The organism is Spirosoma areae (assembly GCF_054781775.1).
On the sequence record NZ_BAAGTT010000023.1, the window covers coordinates 221,418 to 241,235 of the forward strand.

Below are 19,818 nucleotides of genomic sequence, written 5' to 3' on the forward strand. Positions count from 1 at the left end.
TCAGTTATTCAGTCGAGACGAAACGTGACAGGCAATTCAACCAGGCTGCTGACGGCCACACCCGACCGGTGTGCCGGATACCAGCGGGGCATCCTGCCGACAACCTTAACGGCCGCCGAATCCAGCAATGGCCCACGCGACTTCACCACCTGAATGTCAGTCAAATAGCCGCTGGGCTGCACCCGAAACCGTACCCATACGGTCCCTTCGGCCTGTATCTCCCGAGCCAAATAAGGATACAGGTCAAGGGATTCAATATGCTTCTCCAGGGCTTGTTTACCGCCCGAAAAAAAAGCCACATTGTTCAACGGGACAAACTTGTCGGAGGATTGCACAGACAGGGGTGGCTCGAATGTGTTCTGAACAATCAGTGTAGACGGGCTATTGTCTGCCAGCGTTGGATTAAGTACCTGGGCCTGCGTAGTGGCTATTGTACTTAAAACCGTTAAATAAGCAGCGATGAACGGGCTTGTTTTCATGATGAAAGAGGATTTAACGTGTATATATGGACTAAAGGTTGCTACTGAAATTCCCCGATAACCAGGTTTGTCTGTACGATTTTTGTATCGCTTAGAACAGACCAAAGGTCGCCTGCCCGGCCAAGAATGAATGGCGGTTTTGAGTCAAAATCTATCTCATTTGGGAATGAAGCCGGTTTTTCTGCCCTCAATTGGTTCACTACCCCGGTTGCGGATACAGATAGCACATAAACAGCAACGCCCAAGCGATCAGTCGCTCGGGCGTTGGTTAGTCAAGGACGGGCCTGTGGGTTAGGCAACCACTTTACTGCTTACCGTTTTCTGACTCCCGGCCTTCACGGTCACGTCTTTCCCATGCAGGTTGATGGTAATGGGCTGGGCCGAAAAATTCTGCACTGTCGCGTCCTGCTGGGTGGTCGTCACCTGTAGCAACACCCCCCGAAACCGAATCGTGAACGCCAGCGACTGCCAGTTGTCGGGGCAATACGGGTTCAGCACGAGTTGGTCATTCCCGACCCGCAGGCCACCAAACCCTTTCACAACGGCCAGCCAGGTGCCGGCCATGCTCGTAATGTGACACCCATCTTCGGTATCGTTGTTGTAGTCGTCGAGGTCGAGCCGGGCCGTGCGGAGGTACATTTCATAGGCTTTTTCGTTCAGGCCTAACTTCGACGCCTGAATGCTGTGCACGCAGGGCGACAGCGACGACTCATGCACGGTCATGGGTTCGTAGAAGTCAAAATTACGCCGGAGGGTGTCCGTATCGAACTCGTCCTCAAAGAAATACAGCCCCTGCAACACGTCGGCCTGCTTGATGAAGCAGGACCGCAGAATCCGGTCCCACGACCAGTGCTGATTAATGGGCCGCTGCCCCTTGGGAATGTCTGAGACGGGCATCAGGTCTTTGTCCAGGAACCCCTCCTGCTGCAGAAAAACACCTGTTTTCTCATCCTGCGGCAAATACATTTTATCAATAATCTGCCGGGCAGTGGCTAATTCTTTCTCTTCGCGAAAGTGAATCCGGTCAATCAGGTCGGCGTATTTTTCAGGGTCTAACGCCTTCACTTTGCCGACGGCTTCGGTGGTGTAGCGGAGTGTCCAGGCGGCAATGTAGTTGGTATACCAGTTGTTGTTAACGTTGTTTTCGTACTCGTTCGGCCCCGTCACGCCCAGCATCACATACTGCTCTTTTGTCGTCGACCAGTTGACGCGCTGACTCCAGAAGCGGCTGATGGCAATGAGCACCTCCAGCCCGTAGTCGACCAGATACTGCTCGTCGCCGGTGTAGCGCACGTAGTCGTAGATGGCGTAGGCGATGGCCCCATTGCGGTGAATTTCCTCAAAGGTAATTTCCCATTCGTTATGGCATTCTTCGCCGTTCATCGTCACCATCGGGTAGAGTGCAGCTCCAGCCCGAAAACCAAGTTTCCGGGCGTTTTCGATGGCCTTGCCCAGTTGTTTATAGCGATACACGAGCAGGTTTCTGGCCACTTTCTGGTCTGCTGTTGCGAGGTAGAACGGCAGGCAGTACGCTTCGGTGTCCCAGTATGTAGACCCACCATATTTCTCGCCCGTGAAGCCTTTGGGGCCGATGTTCAATCGCTCATCTTCGCCGGTATAGGTCTGGTGTAACTGGAAAATATTGAACCGGATGCCCTGCTGGGCAGCAATGTCGCCTTCAATAACAATGTCGTTGGTCCTCCATTTGTCGGCCCAGGCTTGCTTCTGCTCAAACAGCATCTTCTCGAAGCCCTTCCGGGTAATTTGCTGAATGGCCTGGCGGGCATCTTTGAGAATGGTGTCCGGGTCATAATTGAGGGATGATAGATTGACGCCATACTTATAAATGACCGTTTCCTGCCCTTTCCGGCAATCGAGCGTGATGCGGTTGGCCACATATTTTTCGTACTTTATTGGCTGCGACTGGTAGTCCACCTTCACGCCATCCTGCTCAATCTCCACGCACATGCCCGTAGCCACGTGGAAGCCCGTTTTGCGGGTGCGAAGTTCGATGTAGGCTTCGCCATAGGCCGTTTCCTTCCGCACTTCGTCCCAGAAGGTTTCGTCGTAATTGGCATCGCGGTTGCGGATGGCCCCGTCGATGTAGGGGGTGATGGTAATCTTCGCGTCGAAATTCAGCGGTTTGATGGCGTAGCGGATGGCGCCGGCTTCGTCGTCGACGATGGAGCAGAACCGTTTGGCGTTGACCTGTAGTTGTTTACCACTTTTAAGCACGGCGATGAACGAGCGTTCGAGGTAGCCTTCCTGCATGTTCAGCACCCGCCGAAAATCGCGCACCTCGCACTGGTTCAGGTCAAGACTTTCGTACTCGATGTCGATGTCGATGCCAATCCAGTTGGCGGCATTGAGCACTTTGGCGAAGTAGTCGGGGTAGCCGTTTTTCCACCAGCCGACGCGCGTTTTGTCGGGATAGTAGACGCCGGCAACGTAATTGCCCTGTAAGGTTTTTCCGGAGAATTTTTCTTCAAATGAACCGCGCCCACCGAGCCGGCCATTGCCGAGCGACATCAAACTTTCCGTCACCTCATTATACTCACGGTGAAATCCTTCTTCAACAATATGCCAGGGGTCTTGTGTAAGGTAGTGTTTCATCAAGGGATATCAGTTGTTGCGCGAATTTAAGCGGAACAATGGGTAGTTCACGATTTTTTGTTGGATATTCGGTCGGCGCAGGCCGACGATTCACCGCTTAAATTGGCTACTTCACCGCCTTTTTTCGCCTTCAGAGGCAGGGCCAATCGTATCTTTAACACCCTCCGTCGATTCGGCTGGCGGAGCGTTGGTAAACAAGCTATGCGGCTGCATCAACCTGTTCAGAAAGACCCTTCCAGCAAGCGGCTGCACCGCGAAATCGACAAGATTCTGGTGCGGGCATCGGTGGTGACGGGCTTGTTTATGGGGTTGATTTCGCTCCTGTTCTACGAGGTAATCGACGCCCGTCCGGAGCCGGAGGTAGCCTTGTTTTCGTTCGGGATGGCGTTCATCTTCACGGTGTTGATCTGGATGTTCAATATCTACATCAATAACAATCGGGGCCTGGCTGTTGTGTATCAGTTCATTAACCCCGACTATGAATTCACCCTGCGGGTGCTGATCTGTTTACTCATCAGCGAGGGTCTACTCCGGGTCTGGACGGGCCTGGATGTGCTGTATCAGATGGAAAACACAGGCACCACCAACTTCACCGGCGTTTTGCAGGTTCGGGGGCTGCTCATTGTGGCGTTCTCCCTGATTACGACCTGGGGGGTTGAAAAAGCATTGGCGCAGCAACAGGCAATGGGGCTGATAAGCCGATTGAAGGAAGAAAATTTTCAGGCGAAATACGAAGTGCTCAAGCAGCAGATCAACCCGCATTTTCTGTTCAATTCCCTCAACATTCTGAAGGGCATGATCCGAACGGGCAACGAAGATGCCGAAGCGTACCTGATTAAATTGGCCGAGGTCTACCGCTACATTCTGCAAAGCAATGCGAAGGAAGATGTGGTGCTGGCCGATGAGTTGCTCATGCTCGAATCCTACCACTACATGCTCAAAAATCGGTTCCGCGATGCCATCGACCTCACCATCGATCTGTCGCCGGAAACCCGCCGGTCGGTGCTGCCCCCGCTCACGTTCCAGATGCTGATGGAAAACTGCGTGAAGCATAACGTGCTGACCCAGAGCCGCAAACTGCGCGTGAGCCTAACCGAGGAGGCTGGCGCCGTTTTGTTTCGCAACAACCTGCAACCCAAACAGTCGCTGCAATCGGCTAACCACATTGGCCTGGAAAACCTGACCCGTCGCTACGAGCACCTCTGCGGCCAGCCCCTGCGGGTGGTGCAGGATAACCAGTTTTTTACCGTTTACTTACCCATCATCCCGCCCGATTATGACCGTTCTCATTCTGGAAGATGAAGCCATCACGGCCGAAGAACTGCGCCATTACGTGCGCGACATCGACCCCACCATTGAGGTCCTGGCCTTGCTGGAAACCATCGAAGATGCCGTGCATTTCCTGAAAACGCACGAGAGTCCCGACCTGATTTTTTCCGACATCCAATTAGCCGACGGCCTGAGTTTTGAGGTGTTCGAGCAGGTGCCTGTCCGCTGCCCGGTCATTTTCTGCACTGCCTTCGATGAGTACGCGATGCAGGCGTTTTCGGCCAACGGCATCGACTACGTGCTCAAACCTTTCGACCGGAAAGCCATTGCGGGCAGCCTGAGCAAATTCAGAACCCTGCAGGCCGCCTTTCAACACCATACTCCGGCACCCCTCACCCCGCCCGCCCTGAATGAACCGCTGCAACGACTCATCGACCAGCTACGGCCCGCCCGGCGTTCCAGTTTTCTGGTTAATTACCGGGGAAAATATTTCCCCATTCCGGTGGGCGAGATTGCCTTCTTCTATACGGAGAATGAAATCGTGTGGCTCTACAAATCGTCGGGCGAGAAATACGACCTCGACCACACCCTCGATGAGTTGGAAACCCTGCTCGACCCGGCGCAGTTTTACCGGGCTAACCGGCAGTTCATTGTCCGGTATGAGGCTATTCAGGAGTTTGAAGCTTATTTTAACCGCAAACTCGCCGTTCGGCTGCACCTCGCTACGCCCGAACCGGTCATTATCAGTAAAGCCAAAGCAGGCGAGTTTATGCGCTGGTTAGAATTGCGGTGAAGAGGATGGCTTACCGGAATTCATACCTTCAGCAAACACCACCCCCAATCTGGTCTGTTTGGCTCCCAAAATTGCCCGCTTCACCGGGTTAGCCGGTCCTGCTCGTTTCTACCCGGTCTACTTTTGAGGCATCGGTAACACACCAATCGCCACTTAGGTATGAAACGACTAATAACGGGGCTATTTTGTTTGATTCTTAGCAAACCGACCTTCAGCCAGACACCCCCCGACGCCGATTCGCTCCGGCTAACGCTCCCCCAGGCTGAAGACCAGTTTCGCCGGCACAACCTGTCGCTGCTGGCCACCCGGCTGGGCGTCGATGAGTACCGGGCCTACCAGGCGCAGGCCAAATTGGTCAGCAATCCAACGATTTACATCGAGCAGATGCCCTACAACCGGCAAACCCGCGAGTTCATGCCCGTTGGTCAGAGCAATTCCGAGCAGGTCATTCAGGTGCAGCAATTGCTGTTGCTGGCTGGAAAACGAAACAAGCAGGTAGCTATAGCGGCTACCAACACCAGATTAGCGGCCGACCGTTTCGACGATCTGCTGCGGACGTTCTCCTTCCAGTTGCGGTCGGCGTTTTATGATCTCTATTATCAGCAACGGGCCCTGGGCGTTTATGAACAGGAAATCAATACGCTCAGCCAGACCGTAACGCTCTACCAGCAGCAATACGAGAAAGGCAATGTACCGCTGAAAGACCTGGTCCGGCTGAAAGCGTATCTGTTCAACCTGTCCAGCGAACGTCAGCAGCGGCTGGCCCAACTCACCGACGATCAGGCCACCCTGTCGGTGCTGCTCAACACGGCCCCAAACCAGCCCATCCGGCCCGTCGTGACCGATTCCGACACCGATACCCAGCGCGACCCGGCCCGGCTGTTGCTCGATAGTTTAGTGGCCAGCGCCGAACGCAACCGGCCCGACCTGCGCGGCTACCGCGACCAGATGACCGCCGAACGGCAGAATCTGACCCTGCAAAAAGCGCTGGCCGTTCCCGACCTGACCCTACAGGGCACCTACGACCGCAATGCCGGCTATATTCCCAACTACTTCGGGCTTGGCGTGGGCATGTCGCTGCCGTTCTTCAACCGCAATCAGGGCAATATTCAGGCCGCCCGCATCCGCACCCAAACCAGCCAGCAATTCGCATCGGCCTACCAGCTTCAGGTGGAAAGCGAACTCCAGCGGTCGCTCACCAAAGCCCGGCAGGCCGACCAGTTGTACCGCACGTTCGACCAGCGTTTCAACAGCGATTTTGGTCGGCTCATCGAAGGCGTTACGCTCAACTACCGTAAACAAAACATCGACGTGGTTCAGTTTCTGGATTTCCTGGATGCCTACAAAACCAGTCAGATTCAATTCATTCAACTACAAAACGACCGGATGCAACGCCTGGAAGAACTGAGTTTAGCTGTCGGTGCCAATCCATTTACCCAGTAAGTCAACCAACCGAAACACGCTTTCTAACGTCTCATGAAAACACGCCAATTTTCCCGTACTGTCTGGCTGATGCTGCCCATCAGTACGCTGGTCAGTACGTTGCTGACCAATTGCCAGTCCGATGCAACAGCGACCAACGCGCCGGATGCTTCAACCAAATCGGTCAACCTGCTGGCGTCGGCCAAATTCGATACGGCGAAGCTGATGCCCGTAACCACTGAGATTAACCTGACGGGAAAAATTACCTTCAACCAGGACAAAGTTGTAAAGGTATTTCCGCTGGTGGGTGGGCATATCGAAGCGGTCGAAGCCGACCTGGGTGCCTATGTCCAGAAAGGGCAGACGCTGGCCATCATCCGGTCGGGCGAGATGGCCGATGTGGAGCAGCAGGCCATTGCCGCCCGTGGGCAGTTGGCCGTAGCGCAGAAAAACAGCCAGGTGACCGAAGACCTGGTCAAAGGGGGCTTATCGTCCCAGCGCGACCTGATTGCCACCCGCGAACAGCTACAGGCGGCCAAAGGTGAACTGAACCGGGTTACCGAACGGCGGAGCATTCTGGGCGGGCGCGGCTCGTCGGTCTATCTTGTGAAAGCGCCCGTCAGCGGCTATGTGGTGGAGAAAACAGCCGCGCCGGGCATGGAACTGCGCTCCGACGACCCCGAAAACCTGTTCACCATCTCCAACCTGGACCACGTCTGGGTGATGGCCAATGTGTATGAGTCCGATGTTGCCAGCATTCACGAGGGAGACCTGGCCCGCATCACTACCCTGGCCTACCCGGACCGGGTGTATCAGGGAAAAATCGACAAAGTATTCAACGTGCTGGACCCCGACAGCAAGACCGAAAAGGTACGCATCACGCTCCTCAACCGGAGCGACGAACCGACCGACAATACCCTCAAGCCGGAGATGTTCGCCAACGTGAGTGTCCAGTATCCGGGTAAAGACCGGCGCGTAGCCATCCCGGCCAAAGCCATCGTCTTTGCCAACAGCCGTAATTTTGTTGTGGTCGCCAACGCACAGAACCAGCCGGTCGTGCGCGAAGTAGACCCGTTTAAAACCGTTGGCGCTACCACCTACCTGAACGGCGGTGTGCGGGCGGGCGAGCGCGTCGTCACCCAGAATCAACTGCTGATTTATACCGCACTGACTAATTAATGAGTGGTTGAATGGTTGATTGGTTGAATAGCTGACGCATAACCCATTCAACCAATCACCTTTTCAACCACTCAACCACTCATTAAGCACTATGAATAAGTTCATCAAAAGTATTCTCACTTTCTCGCTGAAGAATCGGTTTTTTATCTTTTTTCTGACGGGCCTGACGATTATAGCTGGCTACATCAGTTATCAGAATACCCCGATTGAAGCCTTCCCCGACGTCACCAACACCCGCATCACCATCATTACGCAGTGGCCGGGCCGCTCGGCCGAAGAGGTAGAGAAATTCGTGACCATACCGGTCGAAATCGGATTGAACTCCGTCCAGAAAAAAACCGATGTCCGCTCCACGACCCTCTTCGGCCTGTCGGTCGTGAACGTCATGTTCGACGATGGGGTGGACGACAGTTTCGCCCGCCAGCAGATTAACAACCTTCTGCCCGGCGTCGAACTGCCCGACGGGGCCAAACCCGACGTGCAGCCGCCCTATGGCCCCACGGGGGAGATTTTCCGCTACACCCTGGAATCGCCCACCCGCACGGTTCGCGAACTAAAAACGATTCAGGACTGGGTGCTGGACCGTCAGTTTAAGAGCGTGCCGGGCGTGGCCGATGTGGTCAGTTTCGGGGGAGAAGCCAAAACCTACGAAATAGCCGTCGATCCGCGCCAACTGGCCGACTACAACATTACGCCCCTGCAACTCTACCAGGCCGTGGCTAACGCCAACGTGAATGTTGGGGGCGACGTCATCGAAAAAAATGCCGAAGCCTACGTGGTGCGGGGTATCGGACTGCTCCGCAATCAGCGCGACATCGAGAACATTATGGTCAAAAACGTGAACGGAACGCCCATTATGGTCCGCAACGTGGCGCGGGTGGCTGAATCAGCGTTGCCGCGTTTGGGGCAGGCTGGCCGCGACAAACAAAATGACGTGGTGGAAGGGGTGGTTATTATGCGTAAGGGTGAAAATCCTACGGAAGTGATTGACTTAGTGAAGGCCAAAATTGAGGAACTGAATAACGGTATTCTGCCCTCAGACGTCAAAATCAGTACGTTTTACAACCGCGAAACGCTGGTCAATTTCGCCACGCATACCGTGACGCACAACCTGCTGGAAGGCATCGTTTTTGTGACGGTGATTGTCTTTCTGTTCATGGCCGACTGGCGTACCACCCTGACGGTGTCCATCGTGATTCCGCTGGCGCTGCTGTTTGCCTTTATCTGCCTGCGGCTCAGGGGCATGAACGCCAACCTGCTGTCGATGGGCGCCATCGACTTCGGGATCATCGTAGATGGGGCGGTGGTGATGGTGGAAGGTATTTTTGTGACGCTCGACGCCAAAGCCCACCAGGAAGGCATGGACCGGTTTAATAAAGCCGCCAAAATGGGTCTTTTGCGGACCACCGGCACCGAGATGGGCAAGGCCATTTTCTTCTCCAAAGCGATCATCATCACGTGCCTGATTCCCATTTTCTCATTCCAGAAAGTGGAAGGAAAAATGTTCTCTCCCCTGGCCTGGACGCTGGGCTTTGCGCTGCTGGGTGCCCTACTCTTCACGCTGACCCTGGTGCCGGTGCTGGCCAGTATGCTGCTCAACAAAAACGTGCGCGAAAAGCACAACCCGTTTGTCGAATTTATTACGCATCAGGCCACGCGGGCGTTTGCGTTCACCTTTGCCCATAAACGAATCAGTCTGCTGCTAACGGGTCTGCTCGTGCTTGTGGGGCTAATGGGCTTTAGCCTGCTGGGAACGGAGTTTCTGCCCGAACTCAACGAAGGGTCGATTTACGTGCGGGCGTCGATGCCGATGAGTATTTCACTGCCCGAATCGGTCCGGCTGACGACGCAGATGCGCCGGGTGTTTTCGCAGTTTCCCGAAGTGAAGGGCGTAATTTCGCAGACGGGCCGCCCCAACGACGGTACCGACCCCACCGGCTTCTACAACGTGGAGTTTCTGGTCGATATTTACCCGAAAGACGACTGGCCCGAACGTCGCAATGGTCACAGCGTCACGAAGCAGGAATTGATTGCCCAGATGCAGGATAAGCTGAAGGTCTTCCCCGGCATCGACTTCGGGTTTTCGCAACCCATCATGGATAACGTAGCCGAAGCGGTGTCGGGCGTGAAAGGGTCCATTGCCGTCAAACTCTACGGCAATGACCTGACGATCCTGGCCCGGAAAGCCAGTCAGGTAGAAAAGCAACTCGCCACCGTGCATGGAATTGAAGACCTCGGTGTGATCAAAAATCTGGGTCAGCCCGAAATGCGGATTGAACTGGACGAGTACAAACTGGCGCTCTACGGTGTGAACAAGGCGGATGCCCAGGCCGTCATCGAGATGGCTATCGGTGGTAAAGCCGCTACGCAGATTTATGAAGGCGAACGCAAATTTGACCTTCGGATTCGCTACGAGCCGAACTTCCGCAAAACCGAAGCCGAAATCGCCAGCCTGATGGTGCCCACCCAGAACGGTACCCAGATTCCGATCAAGGAAATCGCGAAAGTGTATACTCAGACTGGGCCGGTGCTGATTTTTCGGGAGGGCAGCCAGCGGTTCACCGCCGTGAAGTTTTCCGTTCGGGGCCGCGACATGGGCAGCGCCATTGCCGAAGCGCAGAAGAAAGTAGCGGCTGCCGTGACCTTCCCACCGGGCTACACGGCCAAATGGGCGGGCGACTTCGAGAATCAGCAGCGGGCCACCAAACGGCTGGGCCAGATGGTGCCCGTCAGTTTAATCATGATCTTTGTGATTCTGTTCGTACTGTTTGGCAATGCCAAAGACGCCGGGCTGGTGCTGGTTAATGTACCGTTTGCCATCATTGGCGGCATTGCGGCCCTGCTCATCACGCATGTCAACTTCAGCATTTCGGCGGGCATCGGCTTCATTGCCCTGTTTGGTATCTGCATCCAGAACGGCGTCATTCTCATTTCGGTCTTCAAGAAAAACCTGAAAAACAAGCTGACCCTGCACGAGTCAATCGTTGAGGGGGTCCTGTCGCGGGTGCGGCCCGTGGTGATGACGGCTATGATGGCAGCCATTGGTTTGATTCCGGCGGCCATCTCGACCGGTATCGGCTCGGAGACGTCGAAGCCGCTCGCCATTGTGGTCATTGGTGGCCTGCTAACCGCAACACTGTTAACGCTGCTGATCTTTCCGCTGATTTTCTATGTGTTTTACCGGAGCAGCACAAAAGAACGCGCGTCTGGAGAGAAGGAATTGGCGGATGCGTAGAAGTAGGCAACACGTTTTTGTCGTCCAGGCTAATCATCGTATTGCCCGCTAAATAGCCTCAATTCGTAGGCGCCCCAATGCCCAGTTCCGCTTTCACGCGCATGGCCTGATTCATATGCCGTTCGGTATGGGCCACTAACATTCGGAAAGCATCGCCAAGCCTGATTTTAAGCCAGTTACCAACCAGTGTCATTACTTTTTCCCGATTCCAGTCGAGGTAAACGGCTTTGTCGAGCAGGGTGCGGAGCAGGGTTTGAAGCTCAACAAACTGGCCCATCACATCGGTCGGTACCAGATCGGCGGCTGGGCGGGGGCGGGTTATTCCCGGTGCGGGCAGCTTGATTTTCACCTGCGGGTCAATGGCATACAGCATAGCTTTCCCCACCCAATCGCTTTCAATGAGTTGGTCGGTTGGGGTTGTCTGAATCAGGCCAAGTGTCTCTACTTTGTGCTGAAGGTTACGGATATAGAACCGTTCGGCCAGATTCAGGTGCTGCAGGCATTCCAGAATACTCCAGCGGTCGGGAGCGGGTTTCCAGCGCAGTTGGGCCTCGGTAAGCGTGGCAAATTCCCGGTCAACCGTTTCCAGAACTGTGGAAAGGCGGGTTTGCAAGTCGTGGGCGGTTTGGATTTTTTGCATGTGCAGTTAAACACGGAGAAAACAGAAATGGACACGGAGGTAACAGCGTTTCTGAAATACATAAGTAATCAGGCAAAATTGAGTTCAACTTTGACAAAGCTAATAACTCTGTTAATCAGGCGGTTAGACTTATCAGCTTTGTCAAAGTTTTTTGCACGGAGGTAACAGCGTTTCTGAAATACATAAGCCCCACAAAAGAATTATATGCGCTGTGTGACCGTAGCAACGGCCCGGCTTTATTACCTCCGTGTTTAAGCACTTATTGAACGTGGGCCAGCCCTTGCCTGAACAGGTCAACGTCGCGTTTGGAGTCTAAGTCGATGGCTCCGGCCTCAAACGGCACTTCCGAACAATCATCCCGGTGTCGGCCAACTACCCATTTTACGCCCTTATCGCCCGCTAACTGCAACAACTCGTTGATGTAGGAGCGGTCGAACAGAGCCGGAACGCTAAGCTGTGTATCGTAGCGGCAGGCCACAATGCCTTTGCCGCCATCCCGACGAACGTCGAGCATGTGAAGCAGCAACCCCAGCGACACCATGGGCTGGTCGGTATGCAGCACCAGCACAGCATCGATAGACTTGTTGGTCAGATACAGAGCCGCCAGCCCTGTTTTGAGCGAGGATGCCTGCCCCGTTGGCCAGCTTGCATTATCGACCAGTGTAACGGGCAACTCAGTCAGTTCCGGCACGATTCGGTCACGATTAGCACCCAGCACAACCACAACGGGGCCTCGCTGTAGGGCCAGCGCACTTTCCGTAATCCGACGCAGCAGCGACTGGCCTTTATACATCAGCAACTGCTTGGGTTCACCGCCCATGCGCGACGAATCCCCGGCAGCTAATATGATGGTTCCGATTGTCAAGAGAAATGCGTTTTGGTTGATGAAAGATAAGAAAAGGAATGATGAATGATGAATGATGAATGATTCTATAAAAAATAATCGCTCCGGCGACCCGGTCATCATTCATCATTCATCATTCCTTTTTTAAACACCTCCGCCGGGTAGCCCACTTCCATTAAAAACAGCCCGTCGGCAGGAGCCGCCCGTCCGGCCCGTTTTCGGTCTCGGGCCAGAATAATCTGCTCAAAATCGGCAACACTGAGCTGCTCCTGCCCGACGGCCAGCAACGTACCCACAATGGCCCGGACCATGCCGTGCAGAAATCGGTTCGCCTGAATATGAAAAATTAAATCGCCAGTAGGTTTTCGTTCCCACCCGGCCCGATCAATTCGGCAATCGAACGTCCGAACATCGGTTTTAACTTTACTAAAACTCTCAAAATCTGTGTGTTGCAACAGGGTTTGGGCGGCTTCATTCATTCGCTCAATAGCTACCGATACCGGAAATACATAAGCCATGTTCTCCTGAAAAGGGTCTTTTCGGTGGCTAATCCGGTACTGATAATACCGAAACGTAGCCGTATAGCGGGCATGGTCGTCGGCGCGGACAGGAAAACAGTCATACACCGCAATATCGCCCGGAACCAGGCTGTTCAGCGACCGCAACAGGTGAGCAGGCAGTGGCGTATCTATCTCAAAATGAGCAAATTGCTGCCCGGCATGAACGCCCGCATCCGTGCGACCACTGCCCACGATGGCGATGGGTTGCCGCATCACGGTAGTCAGTGCAGTTTCGAGTACCTCCTGCACACTTAACCCATTGGGTTGCCGCTGCCAGCCGTGATAGTTGGTACCCCGATAGGCTACCTGAAGAAAATAACGCATAACAGAGACAAAAATACGGCGCGTGGGTCGGCGAAAAAGAGAGGGGCCTTCGTTCCGGATGATTTCCTGAAACAAAAGCCCCTGCGTTAAAAAGAGGAAGGCACAAAAAAGTTGATTTGTAATTCTTTGGACTTAATTTTCTTCCCTAAGGATACAATTAAGAAGAAAAATATAGTGAATTACGTTAGTTTCCCTCTTAACTCCTTGTTTAAGTAAAAGTTTACTTTTTTCATCAGCGCAATACGTTGCCCTCTACAGCCGCTCGACTTCAAAGCGAAGTTCATCGACCAACTGCCGCAGCCGGTCTGTGTTGGGGGCCGGTGGAGGCAGTTTCTGACTAACAAAGGCGCAGACTTCCCATACTTCCAGTACGTCTTTCAGGGCTACCTCGCGATTCGGAACATCGGCGCGGTCAGCCGTAGTGAGCAGCGTTCCTTTCACTTTCACCTGATTGTACACCCGGCGGCAATAAATGCCCGACCCAGCGGATTGCTGGTGAACGAGCAGCACATAGAGTTTGCCATCGGCAATATCGAACCAGTTTTTAATGAATTTTCCGATGAGCAGTGCCCCCGGAAACGTAAAATCATCGCCCGCTTCGAAGGCACGGTAATGCCCTTCGGGTAGCGTAGGGAGGTGCATAGCCGGGAGCCGATGCAGAAAATCAGCCTGTTGGCTGCGTTGCCCATATTCGGCAAACTGACGCTGCATAACTACCGGAATGGTTTGGGCAACGGATTGAGTGGCCAGATTGGGGCGGGCAGCATTGCCCGTGCCTTCGTATATATTGTTGAACGTCAGCGTGTCGGCCTGTCGGGCGGGCGATGAGGACATACCCGACGAAAACTCGGGCTGCAGACTAAACAGTTCGTCGGCAGGCAAACGGCCAGCCGGTTTGGCCGGTCCCGATTGATAGGCAGTTGGTTGCAGACGCTCGGCTGCGGGCCTGGGCTGACCCGGCACAACCGGCGATGTAATGACCGGCGGAACCGGCCGGGGAGCGTCGTCCTGGGTTTTGTAATACTTATTCAGTACCGACGACAACGGCTGTGGTTCGGGGGCAGGAGGTGTTGGCTGAGCAAAAATATCCGGGAAGTCGGGGTGCTGAAAGGGGTCGTCTTCGTCGGGGTCGATTTTGCCATCGGTACGAATCGTTGGCGGGCGTGACTCTGCCGGTCTGCCGGCTTGCCCAAGCGGAATGCTCAGGTTTGGTGTTTCGCGAAGTTTGCGGAGGTCCTGCCGCGTCAGCAGTTCGACAGTTGTATTGAACGCTTTGGCAATGGCCTGCATATTCTGTCCATTTGGATTGGCCCGACCTTCTTCATAAGCGCCTAATAATGAACGCTTTATATTTATTTTTCGTGAGAATTGCTCCTGCGTTAAACCGTTCAGTTTGCGTAGGTAGCGGATGTTGTCACTAACGAGTGTCATCCGGTTCGGGTTTGCTAAAGTTTCAGCTAAGTTATACGATTCGTGATTTAAATCCATATCCCCCGCTTTTTTGTATTTTTAGCATAAAAATGTTCAATGTTTCAGGTTCGGTGTCCTGGAACATTGAACATTGAACAAAATGAGACTTTGACTAAAAAACGTCAAGATGACCACTCTTCCCCAAAAAACGGATTTCCGGGATGCGCTGCAAACGGTTTTCAACGCGCAGCGCCAGCACGCCCTCCCGATGGCGCTGACCTCCGCCAGCCAGCGGATCGAGCGCATCCGGCGCATTCAAACCTGGGTTACCAGCCACGAAACCGACATTCAGCGGGCGATGTACGACGATTTCAGGAAGCCGGTGGTTGAAGTGATGCTGGCCGAGGTGATGCCGCTTATGGCCGAAATCAAGCATACCATCCGGCATCTGAACCGGTGGATGAAGCCCCAGCCGCTGCCCACACCACTGTCGATGGTGGGCACCAAAAGCTACCTCCGCCACGAACCCAAAGGCAACGTGCTCATCATTGCGCCCTGGAACTACCCGTTTGTGCTCACGATTCGCCCATTGGTATCGGCTATTGCCGCTGGCAATGTGGCCATCCTGAAACCGTCGGAGATGACGCCCCACACGGCGGGGTTGATCAGCCGAATGATTACCGACCTGTTCCCAATCGAAGAGGTAGCCGTTTTTGAGGGCGATGCCGACGTGTCGCGTGCGCTGCTGGAGCTACCATTCAACCATATTTTCTTTACCGGAAGTCCTGCCGTTGGCCGAATCGTGATGGCCGCTGCCGCCAGCCATTTGGCCTCGGTTACGCTCGAACTCGGTGGTAAGTCGCCCGCCATTGTCGATGCGTCGGCCGATGTTAACCAGGCCGCCGGTCAGTTGGCCTGGGGCAAATGCCTGAACAACGGCCAAACCTGCATTGCGCCCGATTATCTGCTGGTGCATGAGTCGATTAAACAGCCGTTCATGCAGGCCATGACCCAGCGGCTGACGGGCATGTATAGCCCCGACGGCAAGCCCGTTGAGGCTTCCGACAGCTACGCCCGAATTGTGAACAGCAGCCATTTTGCGCGACTTAAAGCGTTGATCGACGACGCCGTGCAGAAGGGCGCAACCGTTACCGTTGGCGGGCAGATGAACGCCGACCAGAATTTTATGGCACCGACTCTTCTCGAAAACGTTACCGATGAGATGCGGGTGATGCAGGAAGAAATTTTTGGGCCGGTGCTGCCCGTGCTGACCTATTCAACCCTCGACGAGGCCCTCCAAATCGTGAACAGCCGCGAAAAACCTCTCGCTCTCTACATTCACAGCCGCAACCGAACCAACACGCAGTATATTATGGATCGGACCTCGGCGGGCGACACGGTGGTGAACGATACGATGCTCCAGTTTGGCAATGTTGAACTGCCCTTTGGTGGCGTCAACAACAGCGGCTTAGGTAAGTCGAATGGGTTTTTCAGTTTCCAGGAATTTTCCAACCAGCGGGGCGTAATGCAGCGCGACTTCGGCACCATGAAATTCGTTTATCCGCCGTATACAGACAAGGTGAAGAAGCTGGTGGATTTTCTGGTGAAGTATTTGTGAACTGGCTGGGGACTGGCCAATTCTAAAAATTAGAACCTTCCATGCCTATTACTGCCAGGCAGATCATCAAGCATGAAATTATAAGTTTCTTATGAATGTACTGTAAATGTTTTGCTAATCAGTTAACAACAAGGCTATGTTTTTTGCAATAATATTTGAAGTAAAGTTTAGCTTGAATATGGGTTCAGAAGTCTTCGATGATATAAAATGGGTTGAATGTGACGATTTCGACAAGGATAGGTTTATAGAATTGATTCAACAGGATTGGTATTACAATCATGAACAAGCTGACGTTGATGTTAGGATTATCAATACTACGCCCTTCACATCTAAGAAAAAACTATTACGATATATGAGTGAAGTAATAGATGAAATTAGACTGGATTGGAAAAGACCACTTCATGGAGAAGATTGGGAGTATTATCACAATTTATCTCCTGATAATTGGGTTTATTGATACTGATGTTTCAACGATGTTTTTCTTTGGCTCTTCTGCTGCTTGTTGCACACGCGGCCACGGCCCAAACCCTGCCCGTTCTCAACCAAAACCCGGCCAGCCTGCGCTGGTATCGGCTCGTAACGCCCCATTTTCGGGTGCTTTATCCGGCTGGATTCGACTCCACGGCTCAACGAACAGCCAACCGACTCGAAAGCCTGTATGAACCCGTCAGTGCGTCGCTGGAGAAACGGCCCCGGCCCATTTCGGTGCTGCTCCAGAACCAGACCACCAACAGCAATGGCTTTGTGACGCTGTATCCGCGCCGGTCGGAGTTTTTTGCGGTGATGCCACAGGACCCCAGTTTAGGCGGCACCTTCGACTGGCTCGATCTGCTGGCCGTGCATGAATACCGGCATGTTGTGCAGTATGACAAGGCCCTGCAAGGCTACGGGCGGGTGCTGTATACCCTGCTCGGCAACACGGGCCTGAGTCTGCCGCTCCTGACGGTGCCCGACTGGTTTGCCGAGGGCGATGCCGTTAGTACCGAAACACTCCTGAGCAGCGCTGGTCGCGGACGCATGCCCAACTTCGACCTGGGCATGCGGGCAAACCTGCTGGCCGGAAACCAATTTGACTACCCCAAAGCCGTTTGCGGCTCATTTCGAGACAACGTGCCGAATCATTATGTGCTGGGTTATTTCCTGACGACCTACCTGAAACGTACCCACAGCCCGGAGGTATGGAGCCGCATCCTGAACCGAAACTACCGCCGGTTTCCGTGGCCGTTTGCGTTTTCGGCCAGCATTAAAGACGAAACGAAGTTGCGGACGGAAGACCTCTATCGACAAACGATGGACGACCTGACCGAAACCTGGCAAAAACAACAGGAAGGTCTGGCTATCACGCCCGCAACCGGATTTGCCGTTACGGTCGAGAAGCAGCAAACAAACCCGGAACTGCAACGGCGGAACGGGCCGGTCTTTACCAACTACCAGCATCCGCAATTCCTGACCGATTCGACGGTGTTGTGTGTAAAAAGTGGACTCGGCGATACGCCCCGGCTGGTTGTTCTGTCGAAAAACGGGCGTGAGCGAACCCTGCACGTACAGGGTTTTCCGAACGATCCGGGCCTGTTATCGGCAACGCCGACGAAAGCCTGCTGGATTGAGTTTGGCTACGACCCGCGCTGGGGGCAGCGCATCTACTCGAACATTCGGCTGCTCGATCTCAAAACCGGAAAACTCACCCGGCTGACTCACCGCGCCCGCTACACGACGGTGGCACTCTCGCCCGACAACACGAAATTGGTTGTTGTGGAGAATACCGACCGCTACAAAACCCGGTTGCTCGTGCTCGACGCACAGACGGGTAAGTTGCTACGCCAGTTACCGAACCTGAACAACGAGTTTTATCAGCATCCACGCTGGCAGGCCGACAACCGAACCCTCGTAGCGGTCGTACTCAAAGATGGCCTGAAAACCATTCAACAACTTGATACCGAGTCAGCTACAGGTTTTGATTTGCTGCCCCGCGCGAACGAGAATATCAGCCACCCGCAGGCTTGGGGTAATTACGTGCTTTATAACTCTCCGCGCTCAGGCATTGATAATGTGTATGCCGTTGATGTTCGCTCGAAGCAGGTCGTTCAGGTTACGTCGCGGCCCTTAGCGGCCTATCACGCGGCTGTGTCGCCATCGGGCGCGCGGCTGGCCTTCGAGGATTTTTCGGCCACGGGCTTCCGTATTGCCGATATGCCACTTGATCCTGCCGACTGGAAACCCGTTACCAAACCTGTCCGCGATCAGGGCGTGTATTATTTTGGGGCCGGACTGAATGGGTCACTGATTCAGCGGGAACCGGGCGCGGCTCAGGGTCGGCAGATTCTGCGGAATGATTCGCTGGCCATCACGCCCTATGCTCCTACCCGGTTTCGGCGGTTAGCCAACGCGCTGAATGTGTATAGCTGGGGGCCAACCATTGGCAGCACGGGTCAGGCACTGTCGGTAGGAATCAGTTCGCAGGATTTGCTGAGCACAATGCAGGTTGGCGTTGGTTACACCTACAACCAGGCCGAGCAGGTTGGCAATGCCTACGCGCTGCTGAGTTATCAGGGACTTTACCCGATCATTGACGTAAGTTTTCAGCGCGGCACCCGCAAAACGGCGCTCTACATCGACAAAGTTACCCCGTTCGATAGCCTACGCACGGATCGCTGGCAGTATAACCAGTTGACTGCCGGTTTCCGGTTACCGCTGCAACTGACTCAATCCAAGTACATTCAGAGCCTGAGTTTGTCGGCGTATTACAATTACCAGCACGTAACCGGGTACGATTTGCCCGTGCGGTACATCACCGAAGTGGGTTCGTCGGGGTCACTTAACGCCATGACCTACGGGTTCAGCTATGCCCGTCAACTCCGGCAAAGCAAACGCGATGTAGCTCCCCGCTGGGGACAGGCCCTCTCGGCGACCTACCGGAACACACCCTTTGGCGGGAAACTAACCGGCGAACAGTGGGGCGTTCAGGGAAACTTGTTCCTGCCGGGTTTCGCCAAACACCACGCCATACGACTACGGGCGGGCTATCAGCAGCAGGCGCAGGGAACCTATCGGTTTAGTCCGGTTGTGTTTTATCCGCGTGGGCAATTGTACGTCAGTGATGATAACATCAGCACGGGCAGTGCCGAATACCGGCTGCCGGTAGCCGACATGCATTGGTCGATGGGGCGATGGCTGTACGTGCAGCGCATCAAAGCAGGCGGATTTTATGATTTGGCTCAGGGACAAAGTCGCGTAGACGTTCGGGATGGGACCGGGCAGTTGCGTGGCTACGAAACCCGCTCCCGCACGTTCCAGACAACCGGCGTCGATGTATCGGTTGTATTCAATGCCCTTCGGCAGCGGAATTCCCTGGAAGCTGGCATTCGCACCATCTATAACCGCACAACCGGCGAATGGGTCGTGCAGCCGTTAGTGATTGATATAGGGTTTTAG

14 protein-coding genes are annotated in these 19,818 nt (G+C 54.2%); 8 read left to right on the forward strand and 6 right to left on the reverse strand.

Features of this window, described 5'->3' with window-relative positions:
• Nucleotides 1-8: 8 nt before the first annotated feature.
• Both ACYVI1_RS09720 and ACYVI1_RS09725 read right to left on the reverse strand, forming a co-directional pair.
• The gene (locus tag ACYVI1_RS09720; protein WP_460909323.1) at nucleotides 9-479 is read right to left on the reverse strand and encodes an energy transducer TonB; all 471 of its coding nucleotides are present in this window, start codon (nucleotides 477-479) and stop codon (nucleotides 9-11) included.
• 291 nt (nucleotides 480-770) lie between these two features.
• The gene (locus tag ACYVI1_RS09725) at nucleotides 771-3,092 is read right to left on the reverse strand and encodes a glycoside hydrolase family 65 protein (RefSeq protein WP_460909325.1); all 2,322 of its coding nucleotides are present in this window, start codon (nucleotides 3,090-3,092) and stop codon (nucleotides 771-773) included.
• Between the two features lie 57 nt (nucleotides 3,093-3,149).
• Here ACYVI1_RS09725 and ACYVI1_RS09730 point away from each other — a divergent pair, with 57 nt between their 5' ends.
• The 5 genes from ACYVI1_RS09730 (at nucleotide 3,150) to ACYVI1_RS09750 (ending at nucleotide 10,990) form a co-directional block, all read left to right on the forward strand.
• On the forward strand, nucleotides 3,150-4,394 hold the full coding sequence (locus ACYVI1_RS09730; protein ID WP_460909327.1) for a sensor histidine kinase: 1,245 nt from the start codon (nucleotides 3,150-3,152) through the stop codon (nucleotides 4,392-4,394).
• Complete coding sequence (locus tag ACYVI1_RS09735; RefSeq protein WP_460909329.1) at nucleotides 4,369-5,154, forward strand: LytR/AlgR family response regulator transcription factor; 786 nt, start codon at nucleotides 4,369-4,371, stop codon at nucleotides 5,152-5,154. Before ACYVI1_RS09730 ends, ACYVI1_RS09735 begins: the two co-directional genes overlap by 26 nt.
• Nucleotides 5,155-5,313: 159 nt before the next feature.
• On the forward strand, nucleotides 5,314-6,597 hold the full coding sequence (locus ACYVI1_RS09740) for a TolC family protein (protein WP_460909331.1): 1,284 nt from the start codon (nucleotides 5,314-5,316) through the stop codon (nucleotides 6,595-6,597).
• A 33-nt stretch (nucleotides 6,598-6,630) separates the two neighbouring features.
• Complete coding sequence (locus tag ACYVI1_RS09745) at nucleotides 6,631-7,755, forward strand: efflux RND transporter periplasmic adaptor subunit (protein ID WP_460909333.1); 1,125 nt, start codon at nucleotides 6,631-6,633, stop codon at nucleotides 7,753-7,755.
• A 91-nt stretch (nucleotides 7,756-7,846) separates the two neighbouring features.
• Nucleotides 7,847-10,990, forward strand: coding sequence for an efflux RND transporter permease subunit (locus ACYVI1_RS09750; RefSeq protein ID WP_460909335.1), 3,144 nt, complete (start codon nucleotides 7,847-7,849; stop codon nucleotides 10,988-10,990).
• A 58-nt stretch (nucleotides 10,991-11,048) separates the two neighbouring features.
• Here the strand turns inward: ACYVI1_RS09750 and ACYVI1_RS09755 are convergent, their stop codons facing one another.
• The 4 genes from ACYVI1_RS09755 to ACYVI1_RS09770 form a co-directional block, all read right to left on the reverse strand.
• A complete protein-coding gene (locus ACYVI1_RS09755) occupies nucleotides 11,049-11,630 on the reverse strand; it encodes a DinB family protein (RefSeq protein ID WP_460909337.1) in 582 nt (193 codons plus the stop codon).
• A 259-nt stretch (nucleotides 11,631-11,889) separates the two neighbouring features.
• A complete protein-coding gene (locus tag ACYVI1_RS09760) occupies nucleotides 11,890-12,495 on the reverse strand; it encodes a nucleotidyltransferase family protein (protein WP_460909339.1) in 606 nt (201 codons plus the stop codon).
• A 98-nt stretch (nucleotides 12,496-12,593) separates the two neighbouring features.
• Nucleotides 12,594-13,358 (reverse strand): tRNA pseudouridine(38-40) synthase TruA, encoded by a 765-nt coding sequence (gene truA, locus ACYVI1_RS09765; RefSeq protein WP_460909341.1) that lies wholly within the window; start codon nucleotides 13,356-13,358, stop codon nucleotides 12,594-12,596.
• 252 nt (nucleotides 13,359-13,610) lie between these two features.
• Entirely contained in the window at nucleotides 13,611-14,789 is a 1,179-nt protein-coding gene (locus ACYVI1_RS09770) for a helix-turn-helix domain-containing protein (RefSeq protein WP_460909343.1), read from the reverse strand.
• Between the two features lie 166 nt (nucleotides 14,790-14,955).
• Between ACYVI1_RS09770 and ACYVI1_RS09775 the strand changes: the two genes are divergently transcribed.
• The 3 genes from ACYVI1_RS09775 (at nucleotide 14,956) to ACYVI1_RS09785 (ending at nucleotide 19,818) form a co-directional block, all read left to right on the forward strand.
• Complete coding sequence (locus tag ACYVI1_RS09775; RefSeq protein ID WP_460909345.1) at nucleotides 14,956-16,386, forward strand: aldehyde dehydrogenase family protein; 1,431 nt, start codon at nucleotides 14,956-14,958, stop codon at nucleotides 16,384-16,386.
• Nucleotides 16,387-16,522: 136 nt separating this feature from the next.
• Nucleotides 16,523-16,843, forward strand: a complete 321-nt coding sequence (locus ACYVI1_RS09780; RefSeq protein WP_460909348.1) for a hypothetical protein — start codon at nucleotides 16,523-16,525, stop codon at nucleotides 16,841-16,843.
• 5 nt (nucleotides 16,844-16,848) lie between these two features.
• Nucleotides 16,849-19,818, forward strand: coding sequence for a TolB family protein (locus ACYVI1_RS09785; protein WP_460909350.1), 2,970 nt, complete (start codon nucleotides 16,849-16,851; stop codon nucleotides 19,816-19,818).